This is a genomic window from Streptomyces adustus, assembly GCF_009377175.1.
GTDB classification, from domain to species: Bacteria; Actinomycetota; Actinomycetes; order Streptomycetales; family Streptomycetaceae; genus Streptomyces; species Streptomyces adustus.
On record NZ_VJZD01000293.1, the window covers coordinates 1 to 11,258 of the forward strand.

The 11,258-nt window shown below is 70.9% G+C and carries 9 protein-coding genes; 6 read left to right on the forward strand and 3 right to left on the reverse strand.

From position 1 onward, the window contains the following. The 3 genes from FNH09_RS40385 to FNH09_RS40395 all read left to right on the forward strand — a co-directional run. Nucleotides 1-2,163, forward strand: a 2,163-nt coding sequence (locus FNH09_RS40385; RefSeq protein WP_152894845.1) for a molecular chaperone Hsp90, incomplete at its 5' end; no start/stop codon positions are given. A 162-nt stretch (nt 2,164-2,325) separates the two neighbouring features. Further along, nucleotides 2,326-3,099 carry a DUF5707 domain-containing protein gene (locus FNH09_RS40390; protein ID WP_152894846.1) on the forward strand — a complete coding sequence of 258 codons (774 nt, stop codon included), beginning with the start codon at nt 2,326-2,328 and terminating at the stop codon, nt 3,097-3,099. Between the two features lie 266 nt (nt 3,100-3,365). Continuing rightward, nucleotides 3,366-4,169, forward strand: a complete 804-nt coding sequence (locus FNH09_RS40395) for a hypothetical protein (RefSeq protein WP_152894847.1) — start codon at nt 3,366-3,368, stop codon at nt 4,167-4,169. 66 nt (nt 4,170-4,235) lie between these two features. Here the strand turns inward: FNH09_RS40395 and FNH09_RS40400 are convergent, their stop codons facing one another. Together FNH09_RS40400 and FNH09_RS40405 are read right to left on the reverse strand one after the other, a co-directional pair. Beyond that, nucleotides 4,236-6,632, reverse strand: coding sequence for a cation-translocating P-type ATPase (locus FNH09_RS40400; RefSeq protein WP_152894848.1), 2,397 nt, complete (start codon nt 6,630-6,632; stop codon nt 4,236-4,238). Between the two features lie 215 nt (nt 6,633-6,847). Then, nucleotides 6,848-7,117 carry a DUF2530 domain-containing protein gene (locus FNH09_RS40405; RefSeq protein ID WP_152894849.1) on the reverse strand — a complete coding sequence of 90 codons (270 nt, stop codon included), beginning with the start codon at nt 7,115-7,117 and terminating at the stop codon, nt 6,848-6,850. 240 nt (nt 7,118-7,357) lie between these two features. Here FNH09_RS40405 and FNH09_RS40410 point away from each other — a divergent pair, with 240 nt between their 5' ends. Continuing rightward, nucleotides 7,358-8,809, forward strand: a complete 1,452-nt coding sequence (locus tag FNH09_RS40410) for an NCS2 family permease (RefSeq protein WP_152894850.1) — start codon at nt 7,358-7,360, stop codon at nt 8,807-8,809. 13 nt (nt 8,810-8,822) lie between these two features. Here the strand turns inward: FNH09_RS40410 and FNH09_RS40415 are convergent, their stop codons facing one another. Next, nucleotides 8,823-9,005, reverse strand: coding sequence for a ribbon-helix-helix protein, CopG family (locus tag FNH09_RS40415; RefSeq protein WP_152894851.1), 183 nt, complete (start codon nt 9,003-9,005; stop codon nt 8,823-8,825). 221 nt (nt 9,006-9,226) lie between these two features. Between FNH09_RS40415 and FNH09_RS40420 the strand changes: the two genes are divergently transcribed. Together FNH09_RS40420 and FNH09_RS40425 are read left to right on the forward strand one after the other, a co-directional pair. Continuing rightward, nucleotides 9,227-9,664, forward strand: coding sequence for a MarR family winged helix-turn-helix transcriptional regulator (locus tag FNH09_RS40420; protein ID WP_152894852.1), 438 nt, complete (start codon nt 9,227-9,229; stop codon nt 9,662-9,664). Nucleotides 9,665-9,803: 139 nt separating this feature from the next. Continuing rightward, the gene (locus FNH09_RS40425) at nt 9,804-11,159 is read left to right on the forward strand and encodes an MFS transporter (RefSeq protein ID WP_420802833.1); all 1,356 of its coding nucleotides are present in this window, start codon (nt 9,804-9,806) and stop codon (nt 11,157-11,159) included. Nucleotides 11,160-11,258: the final 99 nt, after the last annotated feature.

The window sequence follows — 11,258 nt, forward strand, 5'->3', positions numbered from 1 at the left end:
CCCCTCGGGGTGCCCGCCCTGCTCATCGCGTCCTTCCCGCTGGACCCCACCCGGCGCCACGCCGCCCCCGGCCCGCTCACCGACTACCTCGTGCAGCGCGCGGCCGACGCCTACACCGAACTCCTCGCCGACTGGCGCCCGGTGAGCGAGGGCCTCATCGACCTCGTGCCCGGCCCGCTCGGCAAGGGCGGCCTCGACGGCGCCCTGCGCGAGGCGATCCTGGAGCGCCTGCCCCGCACGGCCTTCCTGCCGCCCGCCGTCCGTCCCGACGGCACGCCCGACTCCGATCTGCCGGAGGCGCTGCGTCCGCGCGACGCCGAAGTGGTCGAGGGCGCGGGCGGCGACACCGTCCGGGTCCTCGCCGAGGTGCTGCCCACCCTGCTGCCCGCCGGCCTCGAACGCCGGGTCGAGCTGCGCACGCTGGGCGTCGGCCGGGTGCCGCTCGCCGACGCGGTCGACCGGCTGGCCGGGCTGGAGAAGGACCCCGACTGGTGGCGGCGGCTGTACGACAGCCTCGCCGGGGTCGACCCTGACCGGCTCTCCGGGCTGCCCGTCCCGCTCGCCGACGGGCGCACCACCGTCGGCCCCCGGCAGGTGCTGCTGCCCTCCCCGGACGGCGCCCGGATCGAACCCGAGGTGCTGGCCCGGCTCGGCCTGAAGGTCGCCCACCCGGACGCCGTCCACCCCCTCCTGGAGAAGCTCGGCGCCCTGCCGGCCCTGGCCCGCGCCGTCCTCACCACCCCCCAGGTGCGGGGCGCCGTCGCCGCCTCCCTCGACGACCTGGGCGGGGCGTGGGAGGAGGACGTCCTGGACGCCGAGGAACTCGCCGACATCGTCCTCGCCCTGGTCCGGGACGCCGGTATCGAGCCCGGCGACGAACCCTGGCTCGGCGCCCTCGCCCTGCCCGACGAGGACGGCGAACTCGCCCCGGCCGGCGAGCTGGTGCTGCCCGGCAGCCCCTTCGCCCAGGTGATGCGCGAGGACGAACTGGCCTTCGTCGACGCCGAACTGGCCGACAAGTGGGGCGAACAGCCGCTGGCCGCCTGCGGCGTGCTGGCCGGCTTCGCCCTGGTCCGCGCCACCGACGTGGTCCTCGACCCAGACGAACTGGAGCCCCGCGAGGGCGACTTCGCCCAGCCCGACGACGCCGGTCTGCTGGACGCCGTCGACGTGTGGTGCGAGGACGTCCTCGACCGGTTCCCGGACACCCCGGTGCCGCCGGTGGCCACCGAACTCGTCGCCGTACGCGATCTCGACCTGGTCGACGAGGACCGCTGGCCGCAGGCGCTCGGCATGCTGGCCAGGCCGCCGCTGCGCGATGCCCTCGTCCAGCCGCTGCGCATCCTGCTGCCCGACGGCACCCACGAGGTCGTACGGCCCTACACGGCCTGGTGGCTGCGCGGGCACCCGGTGATCGACGGCCGCCGCCCGGCCGGTCTGCTCGCGGCCGGCGGCGACCCGCTGCTGCGCGGCCTGTACGAGGAGGCCGACGCGACCGGGTTCGATGACGAGCAGGTGCTGCGGGCCCTCGGGGTACGCACCTCGGTGGCCGCGCTGCTCGACGAGCCCGGTGGCGCCGCCGAACTGCTCGACCGGCTCGCCGACCCGGAACGTTCCGTCACCGCCGCCCAACTGCACGGCCTGTACTGCGCGTTGTCCGAGCTGGACCCCGAGCACGTGACCCTGCCCGACGAGGTGCGCGCGGTCGTCGACGGCCGGGTGGAGGTGGTGGACGCGGCCGAAGCGGTGGTGGTCGACTCCCCCGACCTGCTGCCCTTCACCGAGGGCGTGCCGCTGCTGCCGGTGCGCCCGGCGCTCGCGGCCCAACTGGCCGAGCTGTTCCAGGTGCGGCGGCTGAGCGAGTCCGTCACCGGCGAGGTCGGCTCCGAGGGCGCCGAGCACGACGTACCGGAGCCGGTGCGCGCGCTGCTCGGGCCGCGGACCCCGCGGTCCTACGTCGAGCACGAGGAACTCCTCGTGGACGGCGTGGAGATCGACTGGCGGCTCACCGACGACGGCGTCCTGCACGCCTCGACCCTGGAGGGGGTCGCCGCGGGCCTGGCCTGGGCGGCCGGCCAGTGGCCGCGCCGCTTCGAGGTCGCGGCGCTGCTGGAGGACCCCTCACGGACGGAGGAGCTGGCGCGGGACCGCTGGTTCGACTGAGCCGCCGGAACGTCACGAGGATTTCGCCTCGGGTACAACCCTTTACCCGCGTCACACATCTGATCATGTGAGTCGACCGACTCCATGAACGATCGGGCCCTGACGTCCTCGCGCGCCGCGTGCGACGACGGACGGCGGGGCCCCCTTCCACCGGGGGACCGTATGCGCATCCCAGCCACCGTCGCCGCCGTCTCGGGCGCCCTCGCCCTGACCGGGCTGGCCGTGCCCGCCGCGTCGGCCGCGGACGAACTGCCGAAGGTCTCCAAGGTCTCGGTCAACTCCGGCGCGGACATCGTCGTCGGCCCGTCGGCCGCGAAGAAGTTCACGGTGTCGGTGACCGCGAGCCACTCCAGCGGCATCCAGGACATCGACGTCACCCTGTGGCACGGCACCGGCCGCGAGATCGGCCTCGACGGGCTGTTGCTGGCGAACGAGGGCAGGGCTACCTGCACCGCCGCCAGCGCCACCACCTCGACCTGCAAGCTGACCGTCACCGCCGCCCCGGGCAGCAACCTGACCGCCAACGTGCAGGCCGGCACCTGGCACGTGGAGCTTGGGGTGTTCGCCCGTGACGGGCGGGTCTACTGGAACGACTACCAGACGACCCACCGGGTCCAGCGCGCCTCGACCCTGACGGTCAACGCCACGCCGGAGCCGGTGAAGAAGGGCAAGACCATCACGGTCACGGGCAAGCTGGCCCGCGCCAACTGGGAGACCTTCAAGTACGCGGGCTATGCCGCCCAGCCGGTGAAGCTCCAGTTCAAGAAGAAGGGCGCCACCGCCTACACCACGCTCAAGACGATCAAGACCAACTCGACGGGCGTCCTGAGCACCACGGTCAAGGCCTCCGCCGACGGCTACTTCCGCTACGTCTTCGCGGGCACCTCGACCACCCCGGCGGTCAGCGCCGCGGGTGACTTCATAGACGTGCGGTAGACGTGCCGTAGCCGACGCCGTACGGTCCGCGTCCGCGCCCGGTTCCGGGGTCTCCCGGGGCCGGGCGTCTTTCTTTCTGCTTCGCCATCGGACCGTAACGCGATCATAAAAACTCGGGTTGTTTCGCATCACGCGTACAACCAGTCGCATGGCTCACTGATCTCACTCAACGAGTCAACAGACTCACCGATCACTTGGGTCCCGCGCCGACGACGAACCGTGAGGAACGACCAGCGGCGGGACCCCTTCTCCACCTGGGGAACCCCATGCGTATTCGAGCCACTGTGGCCGCCGTCACCGGTGCCCTGGCCCTCTCCGCCTTCGCCGTCCCGGCCGCGCAGGCCGCCGGCAACCCGCTGTCCGCCGTCACCTTCTCCAACGTCGTGGTCAACGCCGGCAAGAACGTCGTGGTCGGCGCGACCGCGCAGGTCACGGTCACCGCCACCTACACGGTGACGCACCCCGCGAACGTCGCCGCGAGCTCCTTCGAGAGCGGCCCGGTCCTCTACCGCGGCACCAGCATCACCGCGCCGAGCGACATCCTCGGCGGCGACGACGCCGGCACCTGCACCGCGTCCTCCTCGACCGTGCTCAAGTGCACGGCCAAGATCCAGTTCCGTCCGGCCTCCACCGACGAGACCGAGGACCTGTTCAACACCGAGGCCGGCGCCTGGAAGGTCGGCGCGGTCGCGGTCGCCACCAGCGGCACCAACATCAAGTGGCAGGGCGACCTGGGCGCCAAGAACATCCAGCGCCTGTCGAAGCTGACGGTCAACGCCGCCCCGGAGCCGGTCAAGAAGGGCAAGACCATCACGGTCACCGGCGCGCTGACCCGCGCGAACTGGGACAGCGGCAAGTACGCCGGTTACGCCGCCCAGCCGGTGAAGCTCCAGTTCAAGAAGAAGGGCGCCACCGCCTACACCACGGTCAAGACGATCAAGACCAGCTCCACCGGCGCCCTGAAGACGACGGTCACCGCGTCCGCCGACGGCTACTACCGCTACGTCTTCGCGGGCACCACGACGACCCCGGCGGTCAACGCCGCGGCCGACTACATCGACGTGCAGTAACAGCCGTACGCCCGCATCACCGCCGACACCGGCAGTACCGCCAGTACTGCCGGTGTCGGCGTTCCGTCACGCGGGGAAGCGGCGGTCGACCCACTTCCACAGCAGTTCCAGGACGACCGCCGACACCGCCGCGATGCCCACCGCCGTCCAGGGCATCACCGCCCCCACCAGCTTCAGCGCGAAGAAGCTCTGGAGCGCCGGCACGACCAGGACCACCAGGAACCCGGCGGCCATCGAGGCGACCAGGACCACCCGCCACCAGGTGTAGGGGCGGGCGATGATCGCCAGCACCCACATCGAGATCAGGAACAGGGTCAGCGTGGCCGCGCTCGTCTCCGCGTCCAGCGCGTCCGTCCCGGTGTAGTAGTGGCGGGCGAGCAGATAGGTCACGAAGGTCGCCGCCCCCGCCACCACCCCGCCCGGGATCGCGTACCGCATGACCTGCCGGACGAAGTGCGGCCGGGCGCGTTCGTTGTTGGGGGCGAGGGCGAGGAAGAACGCCGGGACGCCGATGGTCAGGGTGGACAGCAGGGTCAGGTGCCGGGGCAGGAAGGGGTACTCGACCTGCCAGCACACCACCAGCACGGCCAGCAGGACCGAGTAGACGGTCTTCACCAGGAAGAGCGTGGCCACCCGGGTGATGTTGCCGATCACCCGCCGCCCCTCGCCGACCACCGAGGGCAGCGTGGCGAAGCTGTTGTTCATCAGCACGATCTGCGCGACGGCCCGGGTCGCCTCGGACCCCGAGCCCATGGACACCCCGATGTCGGCGTCCTTGAGCGCGAGTACGTCGTTCACCCCGTCCCCGGTCATCGCGACCGTGTGGCCGCGGGACTGGAGGGCGCCCACCATGTCCCGCTTCTGCTGCGGGGTGACCCGCCCGAACACGGTGCCCTCGTCCAGGGCCCGCGCCATCTCCTGCCGGTCCGCGGGCAGCCTGCGCGCGTCGACGGCGGTGCCGGTGAGCCCGAGCTTGCCCGCGACCGCCCCGACGGACACCGCGTTGTCACCGGAGATCACCTTGGCGTGGACGTTCTGCTCGGCGAAGTAGCCCAGGGTGTCCGCCGCGTCCGGGCGCAGCCGCTGCTCCAGTACGACGAGGGCGGCGGGCCGGACGTCCTTCGTCACGTCGGGACCGTCGAGGTCGCGGGTGGCCCGGGCGAGCAGCAGGACCCGCAGCCCCTGCGCGTTGAGCCGCTCGGTCTCGGCGAGGGCGGAGTCGGCCTCGGGCAGCAGTACGTCGGGGGCGCCGAGCAGCCAGGTGCTCGACTCGCCGTTGCCCTCGCTGAAGGAGGCGCCGCTGTACTTGCGGGCCGAGGAGAACGGCAGGGACTCGGTGCAGCGCCACTCCTCGGTGTCCGGGTAGGCGTCGATGACGGCCTGGAGGGAGGCGTTGGGCCGCGGGTCGGACTCGCCGAGCGCGCCGAGCACCCTGCGGACGTAGGCCTCCTCGTGGCCGCCGAGCGGGCGCAGCCCGGTGACGTCCATGCCGCCCTCGGTGAGGGTGCCGGTCTTGTCGAGGCAGACGATGTCGACGCGGGCCAGTCCCTCGATGGCCGGCAGCTCCTGGACGAGGCACTGTTTTCGGCCAAGTCGGATGACACCGATGGCGAAGGCGACGGAGGTGAGCAGCACCAGCCCCTCCGGGACCATCGGGACGATCCCGCCGACCGTCCGGGCGATGGAGTCCTTGAATCCGTGCTGCTGGACGAAGAGCTGGCTGATGATCAGGCCGATCGCGGTCGGGATCATCATCCAGGTCACGTACTTCAGGATCGTGGAGATGCCGGAGCGCAGCTCGGAGTGGACCAGGGTGAAGCGGGAGGCCTCCTCGGCGAGCTGGGCGGCATAGGCCTCGCGGCCCACCTTGGTGACCTTGAAGGCCCCGCCGCCGGCCACCACGAAGCTGCCGGAGAGCACCGGGTCGCCGGGCCGCTTGACGACCGGGTCGGCCTCACCGGTGAGCAGCGACTCGTCGACCTCCATCCCGTCGGCCTCGGCGCAGACGCCGTCGACGGCCACCTTGTCCCCCGGACCGATCTCCACGAGGTCGTCGAGCACGAGCTCGGAGGTGGCGATCTGGACGGCCGCGCCGTCCCGCCGGACCGTCGGCCGGATCTCCCCGATGACGGCGAGCGAGTCCAGGGTCTTCTTCGCCCGCCACTCCTGGACGATGCCGATACCGGTGTTGGCGAGGATCACATAGCCGAACAGGCTGTCCTGGAACGGCGCGACGAACAGCATGATCAGCCAGAGCACGCCGATGATCGCGTTGAACCGGGTGAAGACGTTCGCGCGGGCGATCTCGGCCAGGGAGCGACTGCTGCGCACGGGGATGTCGTTGACCTGCCCGCGCGCCACGCGCTCGGCGACCTGGGCGGTGCTGAGTCCGATCGCCGGGGGCGGGGGCATGGGAACGGGGTGCACAGGATCGAGCTCGGCGCCGGCGTCGATGTGCCTCATGCCTTCGACGGTACGTGCGGATTTGACGGTTCACCCGCCGAGTGGGCGGAAGTTCCGACCTGAGGACGAGGAGGGCGCGCGGGGACTGATGCCGTGGTCGTACGGCGCGGTCGGCAGAGACGACCGGCAGGGACGACGCGGGGCGCGGGCCGATGGATCCGGCGGGCGTGCGGGGCCGTGGGTCCGGTGGGCGTGCGGGCCCGTGGGTCCGGTGGCTACTCGGCCGCCGGGACTGCCGCCGCCGCGGCCGCCCGCTTGATCGCCGCGTCGCGCTTGCGTACGTACCAGATGCCGATCAGGCCCAGCCCGGCGCCGGCCAGGCAGGTCCAGATCCACCACGCGTGGCCGTGGTCCTCGTACCAGCCGTAGAAGGGGAGCTGTGCGAGGAACAGGACGAACCAGATGATCGTGCCGCCGGTGATGGTGGCGACCACGGGGCCCTCCAGGGGCTCGGGCGCCTCGTGCGTGGGGGTCCATTTGGTCATGCGCACAGCTTACGAGGCCTTCGGGGCGGCAACGCAGGGAGCGGTGGGTCTCCCGTGACACCTGAGGTCTACGCGCGGAGATAGCTAAATCGACTTCATATGTTCATACTGAAACAGTCCGAGCCTGGCCACTTCTTGTCGTAGGAAACACCAACAGCACCGTGGGGGAGCGCTGAAGGTGACCTGGGAGCGGCGAGGCTCGATCATGTTCCCCACCCCCGTCACCCCCTGAGGTCCCGCATGTCCACCTCGGCCCCCGCCAAGGTTCCCGCGCCCGAGCAGCCGGGCGGCACGCCCGCCTACGGCGCTCTCGACCGCTACTTCAAGATCTCCGAGCGTGGCAGTTCGCTGCCCCGGGAGATCCGTGGCGGCTTCGCCACCTTCTTTGCGATGGCCTACATCATCGTGCTGAACCCGATCATTCTGGGCAGCGCGAAGGACATGTACGGGCACCAGCTCGACAACGGCCAGCTGGTCACGGCGACCGTGGTCACGGCCGCCTTCACCACGCTCCTCATGGGCGTGATCGGCAACGTGCCCATCGCGCTCGCCGCGGGCCTGGGTGTGAACTCCGTGGTCGCGCTCCAGCTCGCCCCGCGGATGACCTGGCCGGACGCCATGGGCATGGTGGTCCTGGCCGGCTTCGTCGTGATGCTGCTGGTCGCCACCGGTCTGCGTGAGCGCGTCATGAACGCCGTGCCCTACGGGCTGCGCAAGGCCATCGCCATCGGTATCGGCCTGTTCATCATGCTGATCGGTCTGGTCGACTCCGGCTTCGTGACCCGCATCCCGGACGCCGCCCACACCACCGTCCCGCTCCAGCTGGGCGTCGACGGTCACCTCACCGGCTGGCCGGTGCTGATCTTCATCCTGGGCACGCTGCTGACCCTGGCGCTCATCGTGCGCAAGGTCCCCGGCGCGATCCTGATCTCGATCGTCGCCATGACCGTACTGGCGATGATCATCGACGCGGTCGCGACGATCCCGTCCTGGGGTCTGACCACGCCGAAGTGGCCGGGCAACCCCGTCGCCACCCCCGACTTCGGCCTGATCGGCAAGTTCAGCCTGTTCGGCGGTTTCGACAAGGTCGGCGTGCTGACCGGTGTCCTCTTCGTCTTCACCGTCCTGCTGTCGTGCTTCTTCGACGCGATGGGCACGATCATGGGCATCAGCGACGAGGCCAAGCTGACCGACGCGCAGGGTCAGATGCCCGGCATCAACAAGGTCCTCTTCGTCGACGGCATCGCGGTCGCCGCGGGTGGCGCCTCCTCCTCCTCGGCCACCACCTGCTTCGTGGAGTCCACGGCAGGCGTCGGCGAGGGCGCCCGCACCGGCTTCGCGAACGTCGTCACCGGCGCCCTGTTCGCCGTGGCCCTGTTCCTCACCCCGATCGCCACGATGGTCCCGTCGCAGGCGGCCACCCCGGCCCTGATCGCGGTCGGGTTCCTGATCCTGGCCGGCTCGGTCAAGGAGATCGACTGGGCCGACTACACCATCGCCATCCCGGCCTTCGTCACGATGGTCATGATGCCGTTCACCTACTCGATCACCAACGGCATCGGCATGGGCTTCATCACCTTCGTGGTGATGCGTCTGGCGGCCGGCCGGGCCAAGGAGATCCCGGCCGCGATGTACGTCGTCTCGGCGGTGTTCGCCTTCTACTACCTGATGCCGGCCCTCGGCCTGACCTGATGGTGCGGGGTCGTCACGTGACCCCGTAGAACTTCTCCGTCTCCTCGACGGCGGTCTGGAACCGCTCGTCGAAGTCGTCGCGAATGAGCGTCCGGACCACATAGTCCTGGACGCTCATTCCCCTTTTCGCGGCATGTTCCCGGAGCCTCTCGAGCAGCTCCCCGTCCACACGCAGGCTGAGCACGCTGGTCCCCATGCGTACGAGAGTCGCTGCACGCTTCGGTGTGGCGCGAGATGTTCCGCCCAGGGATCACCCGTATGAGTGATATCCGGATTGAGCCGTCCGGGTCACGGGCATCCCCGCGGGGCCCGTCGGTCCGCGACGTGCGGGTCCGGTCCTCGGTGTGCGGGCCCCGTCGGTCCTCGATGCGCGTGCCCATTGGTCTTTAGCGAGAGTAATGAGTTACGCTAAAGACCATGTCGGACCTTACCCATGGCGACGATGTTGCCGCCGTGAACTCCCTGCGATCCGCAGTCATGCGGCTGTCCCGTCGCCTCAAGCACCAGCGAGTCGACGAGTCGCTCAGCCCGACCGAGATGTCGGTGCTGGGCACCCTGTCCCTGTGCGGGAGCGCGACCCCGGGCGAGCTCGCCCGCAAGGAGCACGTCCAGCCGCCGTCGATGACCCGCATCGTCGCGCTGCTGGAGGCCAAGGGCCTGGTCCGGCTGGAGCCTCACCCCGAGGACCGGCGCCAGAAGGTCGTCACCCAGACCGAACAGGCCACGGCGATGCTGGAGGAGAGCCGCCGCAAGCGGAACGCCTTCCTGGCCTCCCTGGTCGACGGCCTCGACGAGGACGAGTGGGCGAAACTGCGCGCCGCCGCCCCCGTGCTGGAGAAGCTCGCACACCTGTAGATCAGCACCACCGCGCCGCGCGTGAGCCGAACGGGCGCGCCGGTGCCGAGGGGACGGACCCGCGCAGGCGGCCGCCGCTCCGCACCGGCCCGCAGCGCCCCGAGGGCGAACGGGCGACCGGACGAGGAGGCGAATCCTTTTGAGTACGGGATCCGGAGCACCTTCCGCCCCCGCACCGACCATCCACGACACTTCACCCGGCAGGGCCCGCCGGTCCTCGATGTTCAGCTCACTGAGGGTCAGGAACTACCGCCTGTTCTTCGTCGGCCAGGTCGTCTCCAACACGGGGACCTGGATGCAGCGCATCGCCCAGGACTGGCTGGTGCTCAGCCTCACCGGCTCCTCCACGGCCGTCGGCGTCACCACGGCCCTGCAATTCCTGCCGATGCTGCTCTTCGGCCTGTTCGGCGGGGTTCTCGTCGACCGCCTGCCCAAGCGCGGCACCCTGCTCGTCACCCAGTCCGCGATGGCCGTCACCGGGCTCGTGCTGGCCTTCCTGACGCTGTCCGGACACGTCCAGGTCTGGCACGTCTACCTCGCCGCCTTCGCCGTCGGCCTCGCCACGGTCGTCGACAACCCGGCCCGCCAGTCCTTCGTCACCGAACTGGTCGGCCGCGACCAGTTGCAGAACGCGGTCAGCCTGAACTCCGCGAACTTCCAGTCCGCCCGGCTGGTCGGTCCCGCCGTGGCGGGCCTGCTGATCACCGGGGTGGGCACCGGCTGGGCGTTCCTCGCCAACGGCCTTTCCTTCGTCGCGCCCATCGCCGGACTGCTGCTGATGCGCGCCCGCGAACTGCACGTCGTCGAGCGCGCCCCGCGCGGCAAGGGCCAGCTGCGCGAGGGCCTGCACTACGTCGCCGGGCGGCCCGAGCTGATCTGGACGATCGCCCTGGTCGGGTTCATCGGCACCTTCGGCTTCAACTTCCCCGTGTACCTCTCGGCCTTCGCCGACGACGTCTTCCACGCGGGAGCGGGCTCGTACAGCCTCTTCAACACGCTGATGGCGGTCGGCTCGCTGGCCGGCGCGCTGCTCGCCGCCCGCCGGGGCACGGCGCGGATGCGGGTGCTGGTCGCGGCGGCGGTGGTCTTCGGCGCGGTCGAGATCGTCGCGGCCCTCAGCCCCTCCCTGTGGATGTTCGCCCTGCTCATGGCACCGATCGGCATGTTCGGCATGACGGTCAACGTCACCGCCAACACCAGCGTGCAGATGGCCACCGACCCGGCCATGCGCGGCCGGGTGATGGCCCTGTACATGATGGTGTTCATGGGCGGCTCGCCGGTGGGCGCGCCGATCGCCGGCTGGATCACGGACACCTACGGCGTCCGGGCCGGACTGGCGGCGGGCGGCGCCGTCTCGGCCGTCGCGGCCGTCACCATCGGCCTGGTCATGGCCCGCGTCGGCGGACTGCGGCTCGCGGTGGGCTGGAACCACGGCCACCCGCGGGTGGGCTTCGTCCCGAAGGAACGCCAGGAGGAACTGGCCGCGGCGGTCTGAACCGCCGCGGCGTACGTGCCGGGCCCGGGGGAGGCTGCTCCCCCGGGCCCCTGCTTTCCCCCGGGGCACCGGCTCTGTGCTTCCCGGGCGGGCGGGGGC